Origin of the sequence: Paraoerskovia marina DSM 21750 (genome assembly GCF_000701465.1) — a bacterium.
Lineage (GTDB): Bacteria > Actinomycetota > Actinomycetes > Actinomycetales > Cellulomonadaceae > Paraoerskovia > Paraoerskovia marina.
On the sequence record NZ_JNIY01000006.1, the window covers coordinates 80,522 to 103,618 of the forward strand.

General features: G+C 70.5%; 23 protein-coding genes. 9 read left to right on the forward strand and 14 right to left on the reverse strand.

From position 1 onward, the window contains the following. Positions 1–17: 17 nt before the first annotated feature. From Q343_RS0110665 to Q343_RS0110680, 4 genes are all read right to left on the reverse strand, one after another. On the reverse strand, positions 18–374 hold the full coding sequence (locus tag Q343_RS0110665; RefSeq protein WP_029253567.1) for a DUF2200 domain-containing protein: 357 nt from the start codon (positions 372–374) through the stop codon (positions 18–20). Positions 375–520: 146 nt separating this feature from the next. Then, positions 521–1,105, reverse strand: a complete 585-nt coding sequence (locus Q343_RS0110670; RefSeq protein WP_029253568.1) for a DUF6580 family putative transport protein — start codon at positions 1,103–1,105, stop codon at positions 521–523. Beyond that, entirely contained in the window at positions 1,084–1,524 is a 441-nt protein-coding gene (locus Q343_RS0110675) for a DUF4430 domain-containing protein (RefSeq protein WP_029253569.1), read from the reverse strand. Before Q343_RS0110675 ends, Q343_RS0110670 begins: the two co-directional genes overlap by 22 nt. Before the next feature lie 86 nt (positions 1,525–1,610). Beyond that, positions 1,611–3,740, reverse strand: a complete 2,130-nt coding sequence (locus tag Q343_RS0110680) for a DNA gyrase/topoisomerase IV subunit B (protein WP_029253570.1) — start codon at positions 3,738–3,740, stop codon at positions 1,611–1,613. A 100-nt stretch (positions 3,741–3,840) separates the two neighbouring features. Here Q343_RS0110680 and Q343_RS14080 point away from each other — a divergent pair, with 100 nt between their 5' ends. Further along, on the forward strand, positions 3,841–4,068 hold the full coding sequence (locus Q343_RS14080; protein WP_043110000.1) for a DUF7455 domain-containing protein: 228 nt from the start codon (positions 3,841–3,843) through the stop codon (positions 4,066–4,068). 113 nt (positions 4,069–4,181) lie between these two features. Here the strand turns inward: Q343_RS14080 and Q343_RS0110690 are convergent, their stop codons facing one another. The 3 genes from Q343_RS0110690 to Q343_RS0110700 form a co-directional block, all read right to left on the reverse strand. Then, positions 4,182–5,789: an RNA polymerase sigma factor gene (locus Q343_RS0110690; protein WP_029253572.1), complete on the reverse strand. Its 1,608-nt coding sequence runs from the start codon at positions 5,787–5,789 to the stop codon at positions 4,182–4,184. Between the two features lie 193 nt (positions 5,790–5,982). Then, positions 5,983–6,372 carry a universal stress protein gene (locus Q343_RS0110695; RefSeq protein ID WP_029253573.1) on the reverse strand — a complete coding sequence of 130 codons (390 nt, stop codon included), beginning with the start codon at positions 6,370–6,372 and terminating at the stop codon, positions 5,983–5,985. A 91-nt stretch (positions 6,373–6,463) separates the two neighbouring features. Beyond that, positions 6,464–7,543: a DUF4192 domain-containing protein gene (locus Q343_RS0110700; RefSeq protein ID WP_029253574.1), complete on the reverse strand. Its 1,080-nt coding sequence runs from the start codon at positions 7,541–7,543 to the stop codon at positions 6,464–6,466. Positions 7,544–7,660: 117 nt separating this feature from the next. Here Q343_RS0110700 and Q343_RS0110705 point away from each other — a divergent pair, with 117 nt between their 5' ends. Both Q343_RS0110705 and Q343_RS0110710 read left to right on the forward strand, forming a co-directional pair. Further along, positions 7,661–8,149: a hypothetical protein gene (locus tag Q343_RS0110705; RefSeq protein ID WP_155990721.1), complete on the forward strand. Its 489-nt coding sequence runs from the start codon at positions 7,661–7,663 to the stop codon at positions 8,147–8,149. Positions 8,150–8,153: 4 nt separating this feature from the next. Next, positions 8,154–9,251, forward strand: a complete 1,098-nt coding sequence (locus Q343_RS0110710) for a polyprenyl synthetase family protein (RefSeq protein ID WP_029253576.1) — start codon at positions 8,154–8,156, stop codon at positions 9,249–9,251. Between the two features lie 2 nt (positions 9,252–9,253). Here the strand turns inward: Q343_RS0110710 and Q343_RS0110715 are convergent, their stop codons facing one another. Then, positions 9,254–9,661 carry an Rv2175c family DNA-binding protein gene (locus Q343_RS0110715; protein ID WP_029253577.1) on the reverse strand — a complete coding sequence of 136 codons (408 nt, stop codon included), beginning with the start codon at positions 9,659–9,661 and terminating at the stop codon, positions 9,254–9,256. A gap of 67 nt (positions 9,662–9,728) precedes the next feature. On the opposite strand from Q343_RS0110715, the gene pknB reads away from it, so the two are divergent. Next, entirely contained in the window at positions 9,729–11,477 is a 1,749-nt protein-coding gene (gene pknB, locus Q343_RS0110720; protein ID WP_029253578.1) for a Stk1 family PASTA domain-containing Ser/Thr kinase, read from the forward strand. Between the two features lie 30 nt (positions 11,478–11,507). Here the strand turns inward: pknB and Q343_RS0110725 are convergent, their stop codons facing one another. The 3 genes from Q343_RS0110725 to Q343_RS0110735 form a co-directional block, all read right to left on the reverse strand. Further along, positions 11,508–12,860, reverse strand: a complete 1,353-nt coding sequence (locus Q343_RS0110725; protein ID WP_029253579.1) for a class II 3-deoxy-7-phosphoheptulonate synthase — start codon at positions 12,858–12,860, stop codon at positions 11,508–11,510. 1 nt (position 12,861) lies between these two features. After that, a complete protein-coding gene (locus tag Q343_RS0110730) occupies positions 12,862–14,079 on the reverse strand; it encodes a pyrophosphate--fructose-6-phosphate 1-phosphotransferase (RefSeq protein WP_029253580.1) in 1,218 nt (405 codons plus the stop codon). Between the two features lie 76 nt (positions 14,080–14,155). Continuing rightward, on the reverse strand, positions 14,156–14,947 hold the full coding sequence (locus tag Q343_RS0110735; protein ID WP_248616820.1) for a lysophospholipid acyltransferase family protein: 792 nt from the start codon (positions 14,945–14,947) through the stop codon (positions 14,156–14,158). 64 nt (positions 14,948–15,011) lie between these two features. Between Q343_RS0110735 and Q343_RS14085 the strand changes: the two genes are divergently transcribed. Further along, a complete protein-coding gene (locus Q343_RS14085) occupies positions 15,012–15,551 on the forward strand; it encodes a hypothetical protein (protein WP_155990723.1) in 540 nt (179 codons plus the stop codon). On the opposite strand, the gene Q343_RS0110745 is transcribed toward Q343_RS14085, so the two are convergent. After that, entirely contained in the window at positions 15,548–16,492 is a 945-nt protein-coding gene (locus tag Q343_RS0110745) for an ROK family glucokinase (protein ID WP_029253583.1), read from the reverse strand. The genes Q343_RS14085 and Q343_RS0110745 overlap by 4 nt on opposite strands. Positions 16,493–16,634: 142 nt before the next feature. On the opposite strand from Q343_RS0110745, the gene Q343_RS0110750 reads away from it, so the two are divergent. Genes Q343_RS0110750 through Q343_RS0110760 form a run of 3 tightly spaced genes read left to right on the forward strand, consistent with a single transcriptional unit; the run spans position 16,635 to position 20,572 of the window. Then, positions 16,635–18,446 (forward strand): AMP-dependent synthetase/ligase, encoded by a 1,812-nt coding sequence (locus Q343_RS0110750; RefSeq protein ID WP_029253584.1) that lies wholly within the window; start codon positions 16,635–16,637, stop codon positions 18,444–18,446. 31 nt (positions 18,447–18,477) lie between these two features. Continuing rightward, complete coding sequence (locus tag Q343_RS0110755; RefSeq protein ID WP_052367124.1) at positions 18,478–20,259, forward strand: DEDD exonuclease domain-containing protein; 1,782 nt, start codon at positions 18,478–18,480, stop codon at positions 20,257–20,259. Between the two features lie 31 nt (positions 20,260–20,290). Further along, complete coding sequence (locus tag Q343_RS0110760) at positions 20,291–20,572, forward strand: Lrp/AsnC family transcriptional regulator (protein WP_029253586.1); 282 nt, start codon at positions 20,291–20,293, stop codon at positions 20,570–20,572. A gap of 7 nt (positions 20,573–20,579) precedes the next feature. Here the strand turns inward: Q343_RS0110760 and trpD are convergent, their stop codons facing one another. Together trpD and Q343_RS0110770 are read right to left on the reverse strand one after the other, a co-directional pair. Beyond that, a complete protein-coding gene (gene trpD, locus Q343_RS0110765; RefSeq protein WP_029253587.1) occupies positions 20,580–21,659 on the reverse strand; it encodes an anthranilate phosphoribosyltransferase in 1,080 nt (359 codons plus the stop codon). Between the two features lie 40 nt (positions 21,660–21,699). Then, entirely contained in the window at positions 21,700–22,128 is a 429-nt protein-coding gene (locus tag Q343_RS0110770) for a response regulator (RefSeq protein WP_029253588.1), read from the reverse strand. Between the two features lie 271 nt (positions 22,129–22,399). Between Q343_RS0110770 and ctaE the strand changes: the two genes are divergently transcribed. Beyond that, a complete protein-coding gene (gene ctaE, locus Q343_RS0110775; RefSeq protein WP_029253589.1) occupies positions 22,400–23,041 on the forward strand; it encodes an aa3-type cytochrome oxidase subunit III in 642 nt (213 codons plus the stop codon). Positions 23,042–23,097 lie beyond the last annotated feature (56 nt).

The following is a 23,097-nucleotide window of genomic DNA, read 5'->3' on the forward strand; positions in this document are numbered from 1 at the left end:
AGACGGCAAGGACGGCGTCACGCGGGTGTACGGAGGATGTTCTCCATCTTCTTGCCCCGCGCGACCTCGTCGACCAGCTTGTCCATCCACCGGATCTGCTGCATCAACGGGTCCTCGATGTCCTCGACCCGGTGCCCGCAGATCACGCCGGTGATCAAGGGCGCGTTCGGGTTCATCGCGGGGGCCTGGGCGAAGAACTCCTCCATCGTGGACTCGTCCTCGATCGTCCGGTCCAGGGCGTCCTCGTCGTAGCCGGTCAACCACTCGACGACCTCGTTCAGCTCGGCCCTGCTGTGCCCCTTGCGCTCGACCTTGTTCACGTACATGGGGTAGATGCTCGCGAAGGTCATGTCGAAGATCTTGTGCCGGGTCATGGTGGTGCTCCTCGCTCGTGCTGCCGACGGGTCGATGACTCCCATTGTCGCCCACGGGCGGCCGCTTCTCCCGGGCACAGCACGGCGGGCCCGGGGAACTCCCCGGGCCCGCCGTCGGGTCGGCGCCCCGGCGCCGACGGAGTGGATCAGTGCGAGGGTGCGACCGCCGGCACCTGCGCCAGCCTGGCGTGCTGCTCGAGCCGCTCGACGATGCTCACGAGCGCGGCGGCGGCAGGGACCAGGACGAGGTTGCCGACGAGCATCGTCCGGAAGAACGGCAGGCCGGCGACGTAGCTCGCCATCAGCCCGTCGAGCCCCGCCGGGTAGTACACGCCCCGCGCGAAGAACCAGACGCCCGCGTTGGTCCAGAGGAAGAACCAGACGGAGGACCCGACGCCGAACCCGAGTGCGGTCAGGAAGCGGTGACGGTCGCCGAGTCGGCGGACGGCGAAGGCCGCCACCCCGATCACGGCCCACGCCGACCACGTGAACAGCGCGATCGACGTGTTGCCCATCAGGACGTCCGAGCCGACGGTCGCGACCAGCGGAACGGCGAGCGCCACCGGATGGCGCAGGAGCAGAGCGGCCGCGAACGTCGCGGCCGTGACGATCTCAAGGTTGGGCGGGAGGCCCAGGTCCTCACGGACGAGGCGGAACCCCAGCGCGAGGACGACGAGCACCGCCGCCAGTGCGGGTCGCCACCATTGCGTCAGAAGGTCTCGAGCTTCCATGTCACTACATCCTCGTCGGTCGTGGTGTAGACGCCAGCACCCACCTGGGCCTGCTCGCCGTTGACGTAGAACGCCCAGAACTCGTTCGCGGTGTCGTCGGCCTCGCGACCTCCGATCCCGGTCACGAAGCCATTCTCGCCCTCACCGCTGACGACCGCCTCCGGGTCGCCCTCCGTGAGGAGGTCGAGGGCCGTCTCGCCCTCCTGGCCGTCGTAGGTGGCCTCGACGACGTCGCCCGTGTCGTCGGTCGTCATCTCGACCTCGACCGAGGACGTGGACTCCTCCGACGACTCGGAGACCGCCGGGCTGTCGTCCTCGGACGCGTCCTGCGCACATCCGGAGAGGAGAGCAGCGGTCACGAAGAGGCCGGCACCGAGGGTCGCGAGGCGACGGGGCGTCCTGAGCAGTGTTGAGGTCACGACCGCATCCTAGGCGCGCCCGGGCAGAGCCTCCCGACCGGTCCAGCGCCCGGACGCTGTGACGGTGAACACGCCGTCACCCGTGCTCAGACGTCGATCCGGGACTGGTCGAGCTCTCGCGCACCCGCCACGATGAACTCCTTGCGCGGGGCGACGTCCGAACCCATGAGCAGCTCGAAGACCCGCTCGGACGCCTCCGCGTGCTCGGCCGTGACGCGGCGCAGGGTCCGGTGCCGCGGGTCCATGGTCGTCTCCGCGAGCTGGTCGGCGTCCATCTCGCCGAGTCCCTTGTACCGCTGGATGTCGTCCTTGTAGCGACGACCCGCCTTGTCGAGCTTCCGCAGCGTCGTGTTCAGCTCCGCCTCGGAGTAGGTGTAGATGTACTCCCCCTTGCGACGGCCGCTCCCGACGACCTCGATGCGGTGCAGGGGCGGGACCGCCGCGTAGACGCGTCCGTTGTCGATCATCGGCCGCATGTAGCGGAAGAACAGCGTCAGCAGCAGCGTCCGGATGTGGGCGCCGTCGACGTCGGCGTCCGTCATCAGCACGATCTTTCCGTACCGGGCCGCCTCGAGGTCGAACGAGCGCCCCGACCCGGCACCGATCACCTGGATGATCGCCGCGCACTCGGCGTTCTTCAGCATGTCGCTGAGCGAGGCCTTCTGGACGTTGAGGATCTTGCCGCGGATGGGCAGCAGTGCCTGGAAGTTCGAGTCGCGGGCGAGCTTGGCCGTACCCAGGGCGCTGTCCCCCTCGACGATGAACAGCTCGCTCGAACCGACGTCGTTGCTGCGGCAGTCCGCCAGCTTGGCCGGCAGCGACGAGGACTCCAGCGCGTTCTTGCGGCGCGAGATCTCCTTCTGCTTGCGGGCCGATACCCGCGCCCGCATCTCCGCGACGACCTTGTCCATCAGGAGCGTCGCCTGGGTCTTGTCGTCCCGCTTCGCGGAGCTGAACCTCGCCGTCAGCTCCTTCTCGACGACGCGTGCCACGATCCCCCGGACCGGCGCGGTGCCGAGGACCTCCTTGGTCTGCCCCTCGAACTGAGGCTCGGCCAGTCGGACCGTGACGACGGCGGTCAGCCCGGCGAGCACGTCGTCCTTCTCGATCTTCTCGGAGCCGTCCTTCGTCGAGACCTTGAGCCGCCGTGCGTTCGCCTCGACGGCCTTGCGGACGACCTTCAGCAGACCCGCGTCGAAACCCGCCTGGTGCGAGCCACCCTTCGGCGTCGAGATGATGTTGACGAAGCTCCGGACCTCGGTGCCGTAGCCGGTCCCCCACCGGACCGCGATGTCGACCTCGCACTCCCGCTCCACGGGCTGGGGCGTCATGTGCCCGCGGTCGTCGAGCACGGGGACCGTCTCGGTGAACGACCCCGAGCCCGTCAGGTGCCACGTGCTCGTCACTGCGGCGTCGGGCGCCAGGAACTCGGCGAAGTCGACGGTCCCGCCCGAGTGAACGAAGGACTCCTCCGAGGGGCCGTCCTCCCCCGGGGTCCCGGCCAGGCCACGCTCGTCGCGCACGGTGATCCGCAGGCCCGGCACGAGGAACGTGGTCTGACGCGCCCGGGTGACGAGCTCGTCGTACGCGAACCGAGCATCCTTCGGGAAGACCTGACGGTCCGCCCAGTAGCGCACGCGGGTGCCGGTCACCCCTCGCTTGACCTTGCCGACGACGGCCAGCTCCGAGCGAGAGACGAACGGCTCGAACGGTGAGTCGGGACTCGGCTCCTTACCCCGGTCGTCGAACTGCCCGGGTTCCCCACGGTGGAACGTCATCCGGTGCGTCTTGCTGCCGCGGTCCACCTCGACGTCGAGTCGAGCCGACAGGGCGTTCACCACCGAGGCTCCCACACCGTGCAGGCCGCCGGAGGCCGTGTACGACCCGCCGCCGAACTTGCCACCGGCGTGCAGCTTGGTGAACACGACCTCGACCCCGGAGAGCCCGGTCTTCGGCTCGACGTCCACGGGGATCCCGCGCCCGTCGTCCTCCACCGTCACCGACGAGTCCGCGTGGAGCACGACGCGGATCTGCGAGCAGTTCCCGGCCAGGGCCTCGTCGACGGAGTTGTCGATGATCTCCCAGAGGCAGTGCATCAGACCGCGCGAGTCGGTCGACCCGATGTACATCCCGGGGCGCTTGCGCACCGCTTCGAGACCTTCGAGGACGGAGAGGTGGCGGGCGGTGTAGCTGGAGTCCGCTGAAGTGGCTGTCACGAGGCCCCAGCGTAGACGAGGCCGACGACACGGCGGACAAGGCGCTACGCGCGGAGCGAACCCTGCACCAGATCGACGAGGAAGGTGGTTACATGGTGGTGTGAATGCTACGACCACTGAACCGCTGACCGCTGCCGACCGGTGCGACCGCTGCTCGGCCCAGGCCTACGTGCGTGTCGTCCTCGAACACGGAGAACTCCTGTTCTGCGGCCACCACGCGCGCGCCCACGCGGACGCCTACTCCGACGTGGCAACCTCTGTCCAGGACGAGACCGACCGCCTCCTCGCCGAGCACGGAAGTGCACCGGCCGGAGCACGCGCGGAGTAGTTCCCCGCGCACGCCCGGATCGCACGAAGGCCCCCACCCGTTCGGGTGGGGGCCTTCGTCGTCGGACGCGGACCGGCCGGTCGGACCCGGCAGGTCCGACCGCCCTGCCGGTCTCAGTCGAGGTAGTCGCGCAGCACCTGCGAGCGGCTCGGGTGGCGCAGCTTCGACATCGTCTTGGACTCGATCTGCCGGATCCGCTCACGCGTCACTCCGTAAACCTTGCCGATCTCGTCGAGGGTCTTGGGCTGGCCGTCCTGCAGCCCGAAGCGCATCGAGACGACGCCGGCCTCGCGCTCAGAGAGCGTGTCGAGCACCTGGTGCAGCTGCTCCTGGAGCAGCGTGAAGCTCACGGCGTCGGCCGGGACGACCGCCTCGGAGTCCTCGATCAGGTCGCCGAACTCGCTGTCGCCGTCCTCACCGAGGGGGGTGTGCAGGGAGATCGGCTCGCGCCCGTACTTCTGGACCTCGACGACCTTCTCCGGCGTCATGTCGAGCTCCTTGGCGAGCTCCTCGGGCAGCGGCTCACGACCGAGGTCCTGCAGCATCTGCCGCTGGACCCTCGCGAGCTTGTTGATGACCTCGACCATGTGGACCGGGATACGGATGGTCCGTGCCTGGTCCGCCATCGCGCGGGTGATCGCCTGACGGATCCACCAGGTCGCGTAGGTCGAGAACTTGTAGCCCTTGGTGTAGTCGAACTTCTCGACCGCACGGATCAGGCCGAGGTTTCCTTCCTGGATCAGGTCCAGGAAGAGCATGCCGCGGCCGGTGTAGCGCTTCGCGAGCGAGACGACGAGGCGCAGGTTCGCCTCGAGCAGGTGGTTCTTCGCCCGACGGCCGTCATGCGCGATCCACTTGAGGTCGCGGATCATCTTCTTGTCGGTGATCTCACCGGAGTTCAGTCGCTCGTCCGCAAAAAGACCTGCCTCGATCCGCTTCGCGAGCTCGACCTCCTGCTCCGCGTTGAGGAGCGCGACCTTGCCGATCTGCTTGAGGTAGTCCTTCACCGGGTCGGCCGTGGCCCCCGCGGTGACGACCTGCTGCGCCGGCGCGTCGTCGTCGTCCGCGTCGGAGACGACGAACCCGCGGTTCTCGTCGCCGTCGGCCTTCGGGACCTCGACGATGCGCTTCTTGCGCTCCGCCTCGGGGTGGTCCTCGGCCAGCTCGCCGTCGGGCTCCGGAAGACGCGGCGCCTGCTTCGGCTTCGGGCCACCCTTCGCCTTCGCCTTCGCGGCCGGCTTCTTCGCGGCGCTCGCGTCCTCCTCGGACGCCTCCTCCGCCGGAGCCGCCTTGGCCTTGGCCGGGGCCGACTTCTTCGCAGCTGGCTTCGCCGCCGCGGTCTTGGCGGTGGTCGACTTGGCCGTCGTCTTCTTGGCGGCGGGCTTCGTCGCACTCTCCGCGTCGTCGGGCTCTGCAGCCTTGACCGGCTTCTTGCGGGTGGTCGGCTTCGTCGCCTTGGCGGTAGCCGTCGTACGACTGACCGTCTCGGCGGCTGCCGCCACGGCACTCGCCGACGGGATCTCGACCTCGACCCCCGCACCGGCGAGCGCGCGCAGCACCGCCTTCAACCGCTTGGCGTCACCCACTCCGGCGGTCTCGCAGGCGGTCCGGAACGACGACGCGTCGATCCGTCCGTCTTCGCTCCCGCGTCGGAGCAGACCCTGAAGGGCCTCGTGCTCGAACTCACGGGGAAGGGTGGTGGGCTGAGAAGTGGACGCCACGAAGGACCTTTCAGCTGTTCGTCGGTGGGCCGGAGAACCGCTCGGCATCCGGCGAGGGGGGCGCATGATCGCGCCTGGCTCGCCGTCGGGCGCGGTGGACTCCCTCTATTGTACTGCCCCACCGCGGCCGCTCAACGGCACGGCGGGCTCATACGATGCGCAACCACCGCCCTCGACGCGTTATTCCCGCCGGTCAGGGGCGCGCAGGCTTGACAGCGAGCACCGGGCACGGCGCCTCGAGAAGAATCCGCTGTGCGCTCGATCCGAGGATGAGCTTGCCGACCGGGCTCCGCCGACGCAGCCCGATCACGAGGAGCTCGGCATCCACCTCCAGGGCAGCCGAGACGAGGTCGTCGGCGACGTCGACGCTCTCGTTGACGACGCGGATCTGGTGCGTCACCCCCGCGTCCACGAAGCGGGCGCCGAGCTGGTCGAGCTCGGCGTCCTCCGTCTCCGGCACGGCGCCGTCGCGTCGACTGACGACGACGACGACCTCGCCCCCGGTCCGCTCGCCCTCGGCGATGGCGGCGTTCAGTGCTTCCTGTCCCTCGGCTGTGGCCAGGTGGCCGACGACGATGGTCATGATGGTCCTCCGTCGGAAGATCGAATGCGCGTTCGCGCTCCGGATGACACTCGGTGGAGCGCCTTGCCCGACCGTACCGGACGCCTCCGCGCTACCGCGCGCTTCGCAACCATCCCGGTGCGAGGCCCGCCGAGAGCGCCGCGTCGAGGAGTCGGGCCAGTCGGTACTCCGGGTCAGCCTCGAGCGCCTCGCGCAGCCGCTCCCCGGCGCGACCGCCGTCGCCCTGCCACCACGCGACGAGAGCAAGGAGCGTTCCTGCCGCGGCCCGCGGGTGCGCGCAGGTCGAGGCGGCGACCTGTTCAAGGACGACCACCCTCGGCCGGAGACTCTCCTCCGGCGGCGCGATCCCCACGTCCGGGTCGACGATCGCGGCGATCGCGGCTCCTGTCCGGTCGGCGACGTCGCCGGCCCGCGAGCCCGCGGCGGTCTTGTCGACGAGATCTGCGTCACCCCGGACAAGATGCAGGAGGACGGCGTCGCGGACGCGGATGTCCTCAAGGGCCGCAGCGACCCGTCCGATCGTCGCCGGAGGGACCTCGTCGTCGGCACGTGCGCTGCCGACGGCACGCCGCCACGACTCCAGGCCGTCTCGCCGCCAGTCAGGTTCGGCGGTGGCCCGCCGCAGCCGCGCGCGTCGCAGGGCTGCCACGACCGAACGCCGCCGAGCGGGTTCGACCGCCGGGAGCGCGAACGCTGCGTCGCGGGAGTCGGCGACCGACGACCCGGCGACGACCATGTGCGCCCCGACCTCGGTGGACTCGAGATCCGTCAACGGCCGCCCTCCCTCGGGGCAGCAGCGTGTCGGCTCACAGTCGAGGCACCCGTACCCGTGTGGTGAGACCCACCAGGTGACGACGTCGACCACGACGGCCGCGAGCATCTTCTCCACCCGGTGCGCGACCGACCAGGCGCGAGCGTCCGGCCGTGGCTCGCGGTCGTCGTAGACGACCTGGACGACGCGCTCGGCACCGTCGCCCCGCATGTGCTGCGCGAGAAGTGTCGCGCCACCCTTCTCGACGTCGTCGAGATCCATCCGTGCGACGAGCCCGACCCGGCCGCCTGACGGTCGCAACGAGACGACGACGATGCTGCCGGCCGGACGGAATCCCAGCCGGTGCGGGATGTAGGCGATCAGTTCTGCGGGGTTCTCGACCCGGATCGTGGTGTCCATGGACCCATGCAAGCGCGCGGGGTCCCGTCCTCGCCCAGGCGGGCCCTTGGTGCTGTGGACGACCACCTGTGGACGACCGTGGCTCCTGCCGTCGCCGCGCAGCACTACGGTATGCCCGTGGAACTCAACGCCCCCGGGAGGGCTCGTCGACTGGTCGTGGTCGGACTCGTCCTTCTGACCGCCACCGCGTGCACGACCGTCGAGGAGCCCACGAGCGAGCCGACAGCAGCACACGCCGGGTTCGACCCGGCGTCGACGGTGGGCACGCTGGCGCCCGGACTTCCCGCCGTCGTGGCGCAACCGGCCCCGGGGGCCGAGGTGCTGGCCTCCTCGGTGCGCGAGGACGGCGCGCTCGTCGTCGTCTCCGTCAACCTCCGCACGCCGGACGGCCCCGAGGACGTCGCCGCCTACTACGACGAGCTCCTGTCAGGATCCGGGTTCGACGCGAGCGGCGACCCGACCCAGCGGGTCTACGCGCGCACGACCGGCGAGGGCACCTCGGAGCAGACCGACGAGTCCGTCGTACTGATGACGGTCGAGGACGACGGCAGCACCCTGGTCTCCCTCAGCGGACGCCTGGTCCCGGACGACGACACCCTAGGCTGAGTCCGTGCCGACACCTACCGAGCTTCTTGACCAGGAAGACGTCCGCCGCGACGTCGACGACGCGCTCTCGCTCCACCTCGACGCGCTGCGCGACCGCATGCTCGCCGTCGACGAGGCAACCCTGCCCCTGCTGCACGAGGCCGAACAGCTCCTCGCCGGCGGCAAGCGGCTCCGGGCCGCGTTCTGCTACTGGTCGTGGAGGGCCCACGGCGGGCGCGCCGACTCTGCCGACCGGTCGGCGGCGATCGGTACCGGTGCGGCGCTCGAGCTGTTCCAGGCCGCGGCGCTCGTGCACGACGACGTCATGGACCGCTCGGACACCCGCCGCGGACGTCCCGCCGCCCACCGCGCCTTTGCGGCAGTGCACCGGGCGCAGGGGTGGGACGGGAACCCCGACGAGTTCGGGACGAACGCGGCCATCCTCCTCGGCGACCTGCTCCTGAGCTCGTGCGGCGAGAAGGCGACCCTGGCGACGGCGGACCTGGATCCCGGGGTCGCGGCCCGCGTACGTGCGGTCTTCGACCTGATGCAGGCCGAGGTCACCGTCGGCCAGTTCCTGGACGTCCGTGCGCAGGTGATGCCGTGGGGCGTCGACCTCGACGCCGACGAGGCTCGCTCGCGTGCGATCATCCGCGCGAAGTCGGCACGCTACTCGGTCGAGCACCCCATGGCGCTCGGCGCCGCCATCGCGGGCGCCGACCCTGCGTCGGTGCGCGCGTACGGACTGCCGTTCGGCGAGGCGTTCCAGCTCCGTGACGACCTGCTCGGAGTGTTCGGGGACCCGGCGGTCACCGGCAAGCCGGCGGGCGACGACCTGCGCGAGGGCAAGCGCACCGTCCTGGTCAGCCGCGCGCTCCGGTCCGCCTCGGAGGCGGAACGGGAGACCGTGATGGCCGCCCTCGGGGACGAGGACCTGACGGGGTCACGGATCGACGACGTCCGCACGATCCTCGTCTCCACGGGTGCCGTCGACGAGGTCGAGGCCCTGATCGAGAACCTCGCGGACGCGGCGGAGAGCGCACTCCGGGACGCGGACCTCGACGAGTCGGGCCGCGCGGTCCTGCTCGCCCTCGGTCGGGCGGCGGCCCAGCGGCGCGTCTGACGTCAGTCGGCGACCTGGGCGATCCGGCGGACCTCCGTCGTCCGACCGGCGCGGAGCGCATCGATCGGTGCGCAGCCGAGGGGCGCCTGCTCGCTGAAGAGCCACGACAGGATCTCCTCGTCGCCGAACCCCCGGTCGCCGAGGACCGTGATCGTCCCTGCGAGCGACGAGAGGACGACTCGCCGGTCGTCGGCCGCGTCCACCGGCGCCCCCTTGCCCGAGGCGATCTGCTCCTCACGACGGCTCACCACGAACTTCGCCGGGATCTGGAACGTCGCGCGTTCGCCCCGTCGGACGCCCAGCACCCGCCGGTCGGACACGACTCCGCGAGCACGGCTCGCCGTCGTGCCGAGCGCGTCGGCAAGGTCGGGCACGGTCATCCACTCGTCCACCAGGTTCTCAAGATCCACGTGCCCAGCGTACGTGCCCCGGGGTTGCCGTCGACACGACGCGGTCCCGGACGGCTACGCTCTGGGCGTGAACACCAGCGACACCGACCCCCTCGTCGGCCGACTCGTCGACGGGCGGTACGAGGTCCTGTCCACCGTCGCTCGGGGCGGCATGGCCACCGTCTACCTCGCGAACGACCGTCGGCTCCAACGACGGATCGCGCTCAAGGTCATCAGCCCGCACCTCGCGGACGGCACGCTCGACCCCGAGGCGGCCACCCGGTTCCGCGACGAGGCGCGGGCCGCGGCACGGCTCTCGCACCCGGGCATCGTCGCCGTCCACGACCAGGGCGAGGACGGCGATCTCAGCTATCTGACGATGGAGTACGTGCCAGGCACGAACCTCCGTCGGGTGATGAGCGACGCCGGAGCGCTGAGCGTCGGCGACTCGCTCGAGCTGCTCGACCAGATCCTCGGTGCCCTCGCCGGCGCGCACGCCGCAGGCCTCGTGCACCGGGACGTCAAGCCGGAGAACGTGCTGATCGACCGTGACGGGCGGGTCCGTGTCGCGGACTTCGGCCTCGCGCGCGCCGCTCACGCGCGGCCGGGGTCGCCCGGGAGTGCTCTCGGCACCGTCGCCTACATGGCTCCCGAGGTGATCAACGGGAAGACGGTCGACGCGAGCGCGGACGTCTACTCGGTCGGCGTGCTCGCGTTCGAGATGCTGACGGGCCGCCAGCCGTACGCGGGCACCGACGCCCGCGAGATCGCAGCGCGCCACGTCTCCGAGGACGTGCCCGCACCGTCGGGCTCCTGCCCGGCCCTCGCGGCTCCTGTCGACGCGTTCGTCGAGCAGCTCACCGCCCGCGACGCCGCATCCCGACCGTCGGACGCGACGGTGGCCCTCGCTGCCCTCCGCAGACTGCGTTCGCAGCTCTCCGCGGACGAGCTCGCCGTACGTGCTGCCGTCGACCCCGGAACGGCCGAGGCGCCCACGAACGGTACGAGAGTGCTGGCGGCGACCTCGGTCCTGGACCCGACCCCTGCCGCGGCTCCTGCGTCGTATCCGGCCGGACGGCGCACCGCGCACCCGTCCGAGGACGCCACCACGCTCGTCGAGGCACCGACGACCCCGCGCCCGGGGCGGAGCCGGCTCGCTCGACCGCTGACCTGGGCCCTGGTCGCGCTGCTCATCCTCATGACGGGCGGTCTGACGTGGTGGTTCGTCTCGGGACCGGGGGCCACCCGCGCCGTACCGGACGGACTCGTCGGAGTCTCGTCCGACGCCGCCGTCGAGGCGATCCAGGCGTCCGGTCTGGAGGCGACGACGGTCGAGGAGTACGACGACGACGTCGCCGCAGGCCACGTCGTCGGCACCGACCCGGACGGTGGCACCCGTGTGGACCTCGGAGGCACGGTCACCCTCACCGTCTCTCTCGGGCCGGATACGGCGACGGTGCCCGACGGGCTCGTCGGTGCCTCCGAGGACGCTGCCACCGAGTCTTTGCGCGACGCCGGCTTCGACGTCGCCGAGTCGCAGCGCGAGGCGGACCCCGCGCCGGAGGGCGAGGTCGTCGCGGTCTCGGTCGAGGAAGGGTCGACCCAACCCGTGGGCACGACCGTCACGCTCACCGTCTCTGACGGCCCGGACGAGGTGACGGTCCCCCGCGTCGTCGGGGACGACGTCGAGGATGCTCGGGCCGAGCTCGAGGACGCCGGGTTCACCGTGGAGGTCAACGAGGTGCTCGGCGCGTTCCTGGGCGTCGTCGTCGCTCAGGATCCCAACGGCGGGGAGTCGCTCGAGAGCGGCGGGACGATCACGCTCGACGTCGCGTAGGACGTCGAGCGCGATCGTGACGGTCGACGGTCAGGACCGCTGAAGCATCTCCGCCACGAGGAAGGCCGTCTCCAGCGACTGCTGGTGGTTGAGCCGCGGGTCGACGAGCGTCTCGTACCGGCGCGCGAGCCCTTCGTCGTCGATCTCCTCGCTCCCGCCCAGCACCTCGGTCACGTCGTCGCCCGTGAGCTCGCAGTGCACGCCGCCGGGGACGGTCCCGAGCGCGCGGTGGACCTCGAAGAACCCGGCGATCTCGTCGAGCACGTCGGCGAACCGCCGGGTCTTGTATCCGCTGGCCGAGGTGATGGTGTTGCCGTGCATCGGGTCGGTGATCCACGTGACCGGGACACCCGACGCACGGACCGCCTCGACGATCGGTGGCAGCGCGTCCCGGACGGTTCCGGCCCCCATGCGGCTGATCAACGTCAACCGCCCCTCGACCGACCCCGGGTTCAGCCTTTCGACGAGGTCGACGGCGTCCTGGGGCGTCGTGGTCGGTCCGAGCTTGACCCCGACCGGGTTGGCGACGCGCGAGAGGAAGTCCACGTGCGCACCGTCCAGCTGACGCGTGCGCTCCCCGATCCAGAGGAAGTGCCCCGACGTGTCGTACGCGCGGCCCGTGCGGGAGTCCACCCGCGTGAGCGCACGCTCGTAGTCGAGGATGAGTGCCTCGTGGCTGACGAAGAACTCGACGGTACGGAGCGCGTCGAAGTCGGCCCCGCAGGCGTCCATGAACCGAATCGCCCGGTCGATCTCGTTGGCCGTGCGCTCGTAGCGGGCGTACGCAGGGTTCCGCATGAAGCCCTGGTTCCACTCGTGAACGCGGCGCAGGTCCGCGTAACCCCCGCGGGTGAAACCGCGGACGACGTTCAGCGTCGCGGCCGAGATGTCGTAGGCCTGGACGAGTCGGTGCGGGTCAGGCGTCCGCGACTCGGTCGTGAACTCGTGCCCGTTGACCATGTCGCCGCGGTACGCGGGCAGCTCCAGGTCGTCCCGCACCTCGGTGTCGGAGCTGCGGGGCTTCGCGTACTGCCCCGCCAACCGGCCCATCTTGACGATGGGCATGCTGGCGCCGTGCGTCAGGATGACCGCCATCTGCAGGATGGTGCGGACCTTGTTGCGGATCCTGCCGGCGTCGGCCTCGGCGAACGTCTCGGCGCAGTCACCGCCCTGGAGCAGAAAGGCCTCACCCCGCCCGGCGGCGGCCAGACGGTCCCGCAGGGTGTCCGCCTCCGCCGGGACGACGAGGGGCGGCTGGCTCCCGAGGTGCCGGACCGCCGCGTCCAGCCGGTCCGCGTCGGGCCAGGTGGGCTGCTGCCGGGCGACGAGCGCCCGGAAGTGCTCGAGTCCGGCGAGCACCTCCGGGTCGACGGTCGTCGTCATGTCAGTGCGACGCGGGGACGAGGGACTGGCCGAGGTCCTCGACGAGCTCGACGAACCAGGGCTGCGACACGTCGAACGGCTTGCCACCGGCGATGCGAGGGAACTCGATCGCGCGCAGGCGGTCGCCGTTCTCCTCGTCGTGACCGATCACGCCGGAGTCTCCGCGGAACGCGCAGTCGACCGCCAGGTCGGTCATCGACTTGATCAGACGCAGGTCCTCGGGGTTCGCGGCCGCAGCACGCGAGTAGTACCCGGACTTCTGCACCATGACCTTCTCAGCACCGAGCTTCTCGGCGAACTGCTTGGCGAACCACTGCCCCGGGTTGATCGTGTCCAGCTTGACGTGACCGAACGGGTCCCGCTCGACGGTCTCGCCGGCGGCCTCGAGCTGCGCGACGATCTCGTGCATGCCGGCGCCCTCGGAGAGGAAGATGTTGACGTTGCCCTGCTCGTCCATGATCTTCTTCAGGCGCTCCGCCTCGGCGTCGATGTCCAGCGCGGCCTCGGGGATGAAGACCGCGTGGACGTCCCAGCGCTCGCGCGTCAAGCCGATGCTCGGCAGCCACGTCTCCGCGTCCAGGCCCTCGCGGTACTTCGCGGCGGCGGCAGCGGTGAGCCAGCCGCAGTGGCGCCCCATGACCTCGTGCACGATCAGCATGCGCGGTCCGGACCGGTGCTCGCCGATGATGTTGCGCGCGAACCCGGCAGCCTCCTCGGCCGCGGTCCAGGCACCGAGCGACTGACGGATCGGCACGACGTCGTTGTCGATCGTCTTGGGCAGGCCGACGACGGTCAGCCCGTAGTCGTTCTCGGCCAGGTACGCGGCAAGGTCCGCGGCGGTCGTGTTGGTGTCGTCGCCGCCGATCGTGTGCAGGACGTCGATGCCGTCGGTCTTCAGCTGCTCGGCAGCCACGTGCAGGGGATCCTGCCCCTCGGAGACGAGCCCGCGCTTGACGCAGTCCTTCGCGTTCGTGAGCTTGACGCGCGAGTTCCCGATGGGCGATCCGCCGAACTTGTGCAGGAGCCCGGCGTTCTTGCGGGTCTCCGCGTCGATGACGATCTTGGTCCCCGTGAGCAGACCGTGGTAGCCGTGCTCGTAGGCGATGATCTCGACCTCGGGAGCCAGCTCGGTGTAGCGCTCGATCAGCCCACCCACTGCCGAGGAGAGGCAAGGAGCGAACCCACCGGCGGTGAGCAGGGCGACGCGACGGACGGACATGGTGGGTGGTACCTCTCGTCGAAGGATGCGTACTCGCACACGGTGAGGTCACCGCGGGGCGCGCGGGAGTGCAGGACTAGTCTACCGACGTCGTCGGTTCGTCAGCGGGTGGTTCAGGGACTGGAGCATCGGGGGCAGGGCGTCCACCGGGAGCCGCCGGGCCCACGGGGGTGTCGGCGACCTGCTTGCCCGCCGCCGCCCGCGCCTTGGCGGTCGCGGCGTAGATGTCGACGTACTCCTGCCCAGACAGCCGCATGATCTCGTACATGATCTCGTCGGCGACCGCGCGGAGGATGAAGCGGTCGTTCTCCATGCCGCGGTAGCGGCTGAAGTCCATCGGCTCGCCCACGACGACGCCGATCCGCAGCGGTCGCGGGACCACCTTGCCGATCGGCTGCGCCTCACGGGTGCCCACCATGGCGACCGGGACGACGGGCGCGCCCGACTCCAGAGCAAGGCGTGCGACCCCGGTCTTGCCGCGGTGAAGACGCCCGTCCGGGCTGCGGGTGCCCTCGGGGTAGATGCCGAAGAGGTCCCCGTCCTCGAGCACCCGCAGCCCGGTGTTCAGCGCAGCCTCGGAGGCCTTGCCTCCCGCACGGTCGACGGGGATCGTGCCGACGCCGCGCATGAACCCTGCGGTCAGCCGCCCCTTGACCCCGGTACCCGTGAAGTAGTCCGACTTGCCCAGGAACTGCACCTTGCGGTCGAGCACGAGGGGCAGCACGAAGGAGTCGATGACGGCCATGTGGTTGCTCGCCAGGATCGCCCCGCCCTCGGCGGGAATGTTCTCGACCCCTCGTGTCCAGGGCCGGAACATGAGCCGTAGCAGGGGTCCGACGAACACCTGCTTCATCCACCAGTAGAACAACGTTCCTCCTCGATCGACCCCGCCCGGACACCGGGGACGTGGATACGACTCTAGAGTGAGCACCATGGCCGCACCGAATGCTGACCACGACGACCAGGATCCTCCGGGCGAGGACGACGGACCGACCGCGGACGAATCATCCCAGAATCCGCCGCTTGACGTGGACGCACGGTGGGCCGAGATCGTCGCCGAGCTCGACGAGGGCTCGTCGACGGTGACCGAGACGCCGCGACCAGCGCCGCACGAGCCTCCGGCCCGTGGCCGAGGGCCGGCCGGGACCCCGGTGGCTCCCTGGGTCACCACCCCTGGCCCGCGCGACTGGCCGGCGTCCGACGAGGTCGAGGCGCTCGAGGACGAGCAGAGCCACTTCGTCCCACCCATGCCGCCGCCGATCACGGGCCGCTCTCCGCTGCTCACGCTCGCATGGGTCCTGGCGGTCGCCGGGCCCGCCGTCTTCCTCCTCACGGCGATCTTCGTGCGCCCCTTCCCCACGAGCGTGGCCCAGGGCTGCGGCGTCGCGTTCCTCGCCGGTATCGGACTCCTGCTCTGGCGTCTTCCGGCGCACCGGGACCCCGAGGACGACGATCCCGGCGCGATCGTCTAGCGACGGGCGAGGTCCGCCGCCCCGACGATTCCCGCCTCGTTCCCGTGCAGCGCGAGCTCGATCCGGGCCTCCGGCCGGTGACCCAGCGCCGAGAGCTGCTGGTTGTACGCCTGGCGCGTCGGCCGCAGGAGCAGCTCGCCCGCAGCCCCCACTCCCCCGCCGATGACGATGATCTCCGGGTCGAGGAGGGCGGCGACCGACGCGGCACCCTCGCCGAGCCAGCGCCCGAGGTTCGCGAGGAGGCTCACGGCGAGCTGGTCGCCCTCCTGCGCCGCGGTCGTGATCTGCGGTCCACGCAGCTCCGCCGGGTCCGGCCCGACGATCTCGCGCAACCGTGCCCCTGCGTCGGGCTGGGCCAGCAGAGCCGCCTGGCCGTCGCGGACGAGAGCGCTGCCGCTCGCGTACTGCTCCCAGCAGCCCTCGTGGCCGCAGCCGCAGTAGTGGCCGCCGGGGACGACCCGCATGTGCCCGACCTCCGCGGCGACGCCCCAGCGACCGCGGACCAGGGAGCCGTCGACGATGATGGCACCGCCGAGGCCCGTGCCGACGGTCAGCATGAGCATGTCCGTCGCGTCCCTGCCGACGCCGAACTGGAACTCGGCCCATCCGGCCGCGTTCGCGTCGTTCTCGACCACGATCGGGACATCGTCGTCGAGCAGCCTGCCGACGTTCTCGGCGAGCGGGTACTCGCGCCACGCGATGTTCGGCGCGAACTGCACCGACGTCCGGTCCGGGCTGACGAACCCGGCCGCGGCCAGCCCGATCGCACCGATCTCGAAGTCCGTCTCCAGCTCGCGGCACGCGTCGGCGACCGCGGCGTCGATGCTCGCGACGTCGTCGGCACTGGTCTCGCGTCGCACCTGGGCCAAGATCTTTCCGCTGTCATCGACCACACCCGCCGCGATCTTCGTTCCGCCGATGTCGACCCCGATGGCATGCATGAATGTCCTCGTCTCAGTTCCTGGCCTGTCCCGCTCCTGGCGCGTTCCGCGCGCCCGACTCTACCGACTACCAAGTGCGCCGAGCACCCTGCCGACGACGGTAGAGTTCACCAGTCGCCGCCCTCGGACAACGGAGTCACCCATGGATGCGTTCACCACCGCCCGCCTCGTCGAGGTGGAGCCCACCAGCAATCTCGTCGCGCTCCTCACGGACCGCGTCGCCGCAGATCCGCACGGCACCCTCATCGAACGGCGGACGCGGCCCGGCGTGTGGGAGACCATCTCCGCCGAGGACTTCCAGCGCCAGGTGCGCGAGACCGCGAAGGGCATGATCGCGCTCGGCGCCGAGCCGGGCGACCGTGTCGCCATCATGGCCCACACCAGCTACGAGTGGACTCTCCTGGACTGGGCCACCTGGACCGCCGGGCTCGTTTCCGTTCCCGTCTACGAGACCTCGAGCGCGGAGCAGGTCGAGTGGATCTGCTCGAACTCGGGAGCACGGGCGATCTTCGTCGAGACCGCGGACCACGCCGCGACCGTCGCCGAGGTCCGTGACTCGCTGCCGGGCCTCGAGAAGGTCCTGACGATCGACGAGGGCGGCATCGACGAGCTGCGTGCCGCGGGCAAGGACGTCGACGACGCCGAGCTCGACCGCCGGACCGCGCTCGCGAACCAGGACTCGGTCGCGACGATCATCTACACGTCGGGGACGACGGGGCGTCCGAAGGGCGTCGAGCTCACCCACGCGAACTTCCAGCTGCTCGCGCTGAACGCCGTCGAGGCCGTGCCGGAGGTCTTCGGGGCCGCCGGCTCCCGGACCCTGCTCTTCATGCCCCTCGCCCACGTCTTCGCACGATTCATCGGCGTCCTGGTCGTCGCCGGCGGGACCGTCCTCGGTCACACCGCGGACACGAAGGACCTGATGGACGACCTCGCGGCGTTCAGGCCCACCTACCTCCTGTCGGTCCCCCGGGTCTTCGAGAAGGTCTACAACTCCTCCGAGCAGAAGGCTGCCGCCGGAGGCAAGCTCAAGATCTTCCACTGGGCCACGAAGGTCGCCATCGGCTACTCCCGTGCCCTCGACGACCCCAAGGGTCCGAGCCTGTTCCTGAAGCTGCAGCACGCTGTCGCGGACAAGCTCGTCTACACCAAGCTCCGCACCGCGCTCGGCGGCCAGACGCGCTTCGCCGTCTCCGGTGGCGGACCGCTCGGCGAACGCCTCGGGCACTTCTTCCGCGGGAACGGCGTCACGATCCTCGAGGGATACGGTCTCACCGAGTCCACCGCCCCGACCTGCGTGAACCGACCGGGCGACGTGCGGATCGGCACCGTCGGCACGCAGCTCCCCGGATGCTCCGCCAAGCTCGCCGAGGACGGCGAGATCCTCCTCCAGGGCGACCAGGTCTTCCGTGGCTACCACGACAACCCCGAGGCGACCGCCGAGGCGTTCGTCGACGGCTGGTTCCGCACCGGTGACCTCGGCTCGTTCGACGAGGACGGATTCCTGCGGATCACGGGCCGCAAGAAGGAGATCATCGTGACCGCAGGCGGCAAGAACGTCGCCCCTGCGGTCCTCGAGGACAGGCTGCGCGCGCACGCGCTGGTCAGCCAGTGCGTCGTGGTCGGTGACCAGCGACCGTTCATCGGAGCCCTCGTCACTCTCGACGCCGAGGGCCTGCCGGGCTGGTGCCAGATGCACGGAAAGACGCAGCTCACGGTCGAGGAGGCGATGACCGACGACGACGTGCGGCACGCGCTCGACGAGGCCGTCGCACGCGCCAACCAGGCCGTCTCGCGCGCCGAGTCGATCCGCGCGTTCACCATCCTCGGCACGGACTTCACGATCGAGAACGACTACCTCACCCCGTCGATGAAGGTGAAGCGCAACCTCGTCGTCCGGGACTTCGCGGACGACATCGACGCGCTGTACGCGGACGCCGCGGCCAAGCGCTGAGTGTCGGTGGCCGCCCGTACCGTCGGCTCCCATGAGCACGACGACGGGCGGCCCCTCCACCGCCTCCCCCGACCTCTCGACGCCCCACCAGGCATCCTTCGAGGAACTGGGCACACCGCTCCACGCCGTCACGTTCGTCGTCGTGGACCTCGAGACCACGGGGGGCTCCCCGGCGAACGCCGGAATCACGGAGATCGGCGCCGTCAAGGTGCTCGGGGGCGAGGTGCTCGGTGAGTTCCAGACTCTCGTGAACCCAGGGATGCCGGTTCCCGCGTTCGTCGCACGGCTGACGGGCATCACGACGGCGATGACCGTCGACGCACCACCGATCGAGGCGGTCCTGCCCTCGTTCTGGGAGTTCGCCCGGGGCGCCGTGCTCGTCGCGCACAACGCACCTTTCGACGTCGGCTTCCTGCGTGCCGCGACGGTCGCAGCGGGACACGCATGGCCCGCACCCCAGGTGGTCGACACCGTGCCTCTCGCCCGGCGGGCCGTGACGCGGGACGAGGTACCCAACCACAAGCTCTCGACCCTCGCGGGATACTTCCGTGCCCGGGTCTCCCCCGAGCACCGTGCGCTCGCCGACGCCCGCGCGACCGTGGACGTCCTCCACGGGATCTTCGACCGTCTTGCACCGCTCGGTGTGACACACCTCGAGGACCTGGCGACCGCCGCCGACCCGGTCGCCCCCGAGGTACGGCGCAAACGCCATCTCGCCGACGGACTCCCCGAGGGCCCCGGCGTCTACCTGTTCACCGGTCCCGACGGCGAAGTGCTGTACGTGGGGACGTCGAGGACCGTGCGCAGACGGGTCCGCAGCTATTTCACGGCGGCGGAGAAACGGCGCCGGATCTCTGAGATGGTGCGCGTCGCCGAGGCGGTCCGTGCGGTGCCCTGCGCGACGACGCTGGAAGCCCAGGTTCGCGAGATCCGCCTGATCACGGAGCACGAGCCCCGGTACAACCGTCGCTCGACGCGTCCTGAGCGCGGCGCCTGGCTCCGACTGACCGACGAGCCGTACCCTCGCCCGTCTGTCGTGCGCGACGTCCGGGGCCAGGCCGACGGCTCCGTGGGTACCTACATCGGGCCGTTCGCCTCCCGGCGCACCGCGACGGAGGCCATGGAGGCGCTCTGCGAGGCGATCCCGGTCCGCCAGTGCACATCCCGGCTCCCGCGACGTGCCGGCTCGACGACGGGCGCCTGCCTGCTCGCCGACCTCGGCCGATGCTCGGCGCCGTGCGTCGCGGTCGAGGGCGACCCGGGCTACGGGGATGCCGTCGACGCGGCACGGTCGGCGATGACCGAGGACCCCCGACCGGTGGTCGACGCGTTGGGACGCCGGATCCGCGAGCTCTCGGCGCAGACGAGGTTCGAGGAGGCGTCCGAGGTCACCCGACGTCTGCGCGAGTTCCTGGCCGGTGCGGCACGAACGCAGCGTCTCGGCACGCTCGCGACGTGCTCGCAGATCGTCGCCGCCCGCCCGACGACGGACCGCGGGTGGGAGGTCGTCGTCGTCCGGTACGGGCGGTTCGCCGGGACGACGGTCGTGCCGGCCGGCACGCATCCTGGCCCGGCGATCGACGCGCTGGTCGCAACGGCCGAACGGGTCGACGCACCGACCGCACCGGCGCCCGCGTGCCACCCGCACGAGGCCGCGATCGTCGGCGACTGGCTCGAGAGCCCCGGGGTGCGCGTCGTGCAGATCGACGGGACCTGGGCTCTTCCCGTCCGGTCGGCGGTGGCCTACGGTGACCTGTCGGCAGCCCTTCCTCGCGCGCCGCACGCCGCGCCGAGTCCGGCACCGGCGGGCTAGATTGGCCGCACCACTTCACCTGGAGGCACACATGCAGACCGCCATCGTCCACGTCGACACCGACCCGGCACGCATCCCCGAGGTCGCCTCGGAGATCGCCGGCCTGGACGGCGTGTCCGAGGTCTACTCGGTCACGGGGAAGATGGACCTGGTCGTCGTCGTCAGGGTCCGTGAGCACCAGGAGTTCGCCTCTGTCATCGCCGACCGGCTCAGCAAGGTACCGGGGGTGCTCCGGACCGAGACGTTCATCGCGTTCCGCACGTACTCCGACGTCGACCTCGCGCAGGCGTTCGACCTGGGTCTCGCCGACTAGGAACCCGCTAGACGGCCGCGGCGGCCCAGCGTTCGAGAACGGCACGTGCCGCGCCCGACGTGATGCTCTGCTCGGCATGCTGCATCCCGGCGCGGAGACGATCCACCAGGTCACCGACACCCGTCCCCGGCAAGGTCCCGTCGGCGACGATCCCCGCAGCCGCGTTGAGCACGACGGTCTGGCGCACCGGCCCCGGTTCGCCGTCGAGCAACCGCCGCGCCACCTCGGCGTTGAACGATGCCTCGCCCCCGCGCAGGTCGGCGACGTCGATGGGGTCGAGACCGAGGTCGCCCACGGGGTCGAGCCGGTGCTCGCGGACCGAACCGTCACGCACTTCCCAGACGGTGGCCCGCGCGGTCGGCGCCAGCTCGTCGAGACCGTCGTCGCCACGGAACACCAGGCCGTCGGTCCCTCGTGCGCCGAGCACCCCCGCCATGAGCTCCGCCATCCTGGCGTCGGGGCAGCCGATCGCGACCGCCTCCGGCCGTGCGGGGTTGGTCAGCGGGCCGAGGAAGTTGAAGACGGTCGGGATGCCCAGCTCCTTGCGGGCGACGCCCGCGTGCCGGAACGACGGGTGGAAGACCTGCGCGAAGCAAAAGGTGATGCCCGCCTCCTCGCCGATCTCCGCGACCTTCTCCGGCGAGTGGTCGAGACGGATGCCGAGCTGCTCGAGCACGTCCGCCGATCCGGAGGAGGAGGACGCGGCGCGATTGCCGTGCTTGGTCACCTGGAGGCCGGCACCGGCGATCACGAGCGCCGACATCGTCGAGATGTTGACCGTGTGCGCACGGTCGCCGCCCGTGCCGACGATATCGACCGACCGTCGCGGGACGACGAACCGCACGGCGTGCTCGAGCATCGTGTCAGCGAGACCCGTGAGCTCCTCGACGGTCTCCCCCTTGGCGCGCAGACCCACGAGCAGACCTGCCAGCCGGACCGGGGAGACGTCGCCCGCCATCACCTGGGTCATGGCCCACGACGCCTCGTCCCGGGTGAGGTCGTCGCCGCCGACCACCCGTGCGAGCAGGTCCGGCCACGTCGGCGCGGCGGTCGCGAGGGTGGCGGTCGGGCGCGGGTCTGTCGTCACGGTAGGTCCTTCGGGTGCGGGAGGAGCGGGGTGTTCCGTACTAGGCCAGCATGCCGGTGACGGTCTCCCGCACCTTTACGGCGTCCAACGGGCGAGAGACGACGTCGTCCGCCAGCGACCAGGAGGCGAGCCACGCGTCCTGGGGCCGACCCGTGAGGACGAGCACCGGCGGGCACTGGTAGATCTCGTTCTTCAGCTGTCGACAGAGCCCCATCCCACCGACCTTGTCGGCCTCGCCGTCGAGGACCAGGAGGTCCCAGCCCTCACCGGCACGGGCCACGACCTCGGTCGCCGTGGCGACCTCCAGCCACTCGAGGCGCGGCTGCCCTTTGCCGAGACGGGAGCCGACGGCGAGGCGCACCGACTCGCGGACCGTCCGGTCGTCGCTGTACAGGAGGATCCGAGGCCCTGCGGTCTCGCCCACGTCGCTCCTGGTCGAGCCTGTCGTCGCCGGTCGAGTCGTCGTCATCGTCGTCCTCACGTGGTCCCAAGACGTCTCCCTGACGGGAGGGGCGCCGTCGACGCCCTGGGTGAATCTTGGCACGAAGCCTCCGGCAGATCACGACGATCGGCGGACGAATCGCGGTTCGAGACCCGGATGACCTTTCCTGACAGTCTTCATCCATCCGTCACGAGCGGGAGACCATGACAAGAAATTATGGAGAGATTGTGAGATTTGACGCCCGCCCCCGGCACCCAGCGCAGCCACGAACAGCCCGTCATCAGCCATACTGGCTGACGTGTCGACTGCAACGGCTGCCCCCCAGGCCCACCAGCATGTGAACGTCAACCGACCGAACCCCGTGTCGGTCGGGACGATCGTGTGGCTGGCGAGCGAACTCATGTTCTTCGCCGGCCTCTTCGCGATGTACTTCACGATTCGCTCCGTCGTCCCGCAGGACGAGTGGACGGCCCAGACCGACCACCTGAACATCACGTTCGCGGCGATCAACACGACGGTGCTGATCCTCTCGTCCTTCACCTGCCAGGCCGGAGTCGTCGCCGCCGAGCGCTTCCAGCCCGTGCGCGCCGGATCCATCTGGGACGTCCGACGCTGGGGCATGAACGAGTGGATAACCCTGACCTACCTGATGGGCGCGTTCTTCATCGCCGGTCAGATCTACGAGTACGCGGAGCTCGTCGAGCACGGCCTGACGATCTCGTCGCACCCGTACGGGTCGGTCTTCTACCTGGCGACCGGCTTCCACGGACTGCACGTGATCGGCGGTCTGATCGCGTTCCTCTTCCTCCTCGGCCGCTCGTTCTCCGCGAAGCGCTTCGGGCACCACGAGGCCACCACCGGGATCGTGACGTCCTACTACTGGCACTTCGTCGACGTCGTCTGGGTCGCCCTTTTCTTCGTCATCTACATCCTGCAGTAGTCACCGGGCGCACCGAAGCGTCCAACCACTCCCACCACCGACACCCACACAGCGAG

Excerpts from the sequence above, each read along its gene's own strand:
- Q343_RS0110745 (WP_029253583.1), bottom strand. The coding sequence starts at position 16,492 with ATGCATGCCATCGGGGTCGACATCGGCGGAACGAAGATCGCGGCGGGT.
- Q343_RS0110760 (WP_029253586.1), top strand. The coding sequence starts at position 20,291 with ATGCAGACCGCCATCGTCCACGTCGACACCGACCCGGCACGCATCCCC.
- Q343_RS0110670 (WP_029253568.1), bottom strand. The coding sequence starts at position 1,105 with ATGGAAGCTCGAGACCTTCTGACGCAATGGTGGCGACCCGCACTGGCG.
- Q343_RS0110665 (WP_029253567.1), bottom strand. The coding sequence starts at position 374 with ATGACCCGGCACAAGATCTTCGACATGACCTTCGCGAGCATCTACCCC.
- Q343_RS0110730 (WP_029253580.1), bottom strand. The coding sequence starts at position 14,079 with ATGTCCGTCCGTCGCGTCGCCCTGCTCACCGCCGGTGGGTTCGCTCCT.
- Q343_RS0110770 (WP_029253588.1), bottom strand. The coding sequence starts at position 22,128 with ATGACGACGACTCGACCGGCGACGACAGGCTCGACCAGGAGCGACGTG.
- Q343_RS14085 (WP_155990723.1), top strand. The coding sequence starts at position 15,012 with ATGGCCGCACCGAATGCTGACCACGACGACCAGGATCCTCCGGGCGAG.
- Q343_RS0110755 (WP_052367124.1), top strand. The coding sequence starts at position 18,478 with ATGAGCACGACGACGGGCGGCCCCTCCACCGCCTCCCCCGACCTCTCG.
- Q343_RS0110695 (WP_029253573.1), bottom strand. The coding sequence starts at position 6,372 with ATGACCATCGTCGTCGGCCACCTGGCCACAGCCGAGGGACAGGAAGCA.
- Q343_RS0110750 (WP_029253584.1), top strand. The coding sequence starts at position 16,635 with ATGGATGCGTTCACCACCGCCCGCCTCGTCGAGGTGGAGCCCACCAGC.
- Q343_RS0110725 (WP_029253579.1), bottom strand. The coding sequence starts at position 12,860 with ATGACGACGACCGTCGACCCGGAGGTGCTCGCCGGACTCGAGCACTTC.
- Q343_RS0110700 (WP_029253574.1), bottom strand. The coding sequence starts at position 7,543 with ATGGACACCACGATCCGGGTCGAGAACCCCGCAGAACTGATCGCCTAC.